The sequence below is a fragment of the Seonamhaeicola marinus genome, assembly GCF_008085455.1.
Window position 1 is genome coordinate 1 of the sequence record NZ_VSDQ01000684.1, and the last position, 280, is coordinate 280.

Consider the following 280-nt stretch of genomic DNA (forward strand, 5'->3'; position numbering starts at 1 on the left):
ATACCTCTGAACCTGCTTGTGTAAAACGGAAAATGTTATCAACAAAGAAAAGTACATCTTTTCCTTGTCCATCACCAGCACCATCACGGAAATACTCAGCAATTGTTAAACCAGATAAGGCAACACGAGCACGTGCTCCTGGTGGCTCATTCATTTGACCGAATACGAAAGTGGCTTTAGATTCTTTCATGGTGTTTTTATCAACTTTTGATAAATCCCATCCGCCTTCTTCCATAGAATGCATAAAATCGTCACCATATTTAATGATACCAGATTCTAG

1 pseudogene is annotated in these 280 nt (G+C 38.9%); it reads right to left on the minus strand.

Features of this window, described 5'->3' with window-relative positions:
- Window positions 1-280, minus strand: a pseudogene (locus FUA24_RS17125) (F0F1 ATP synthase subunit beta); the annotation flags it as partial.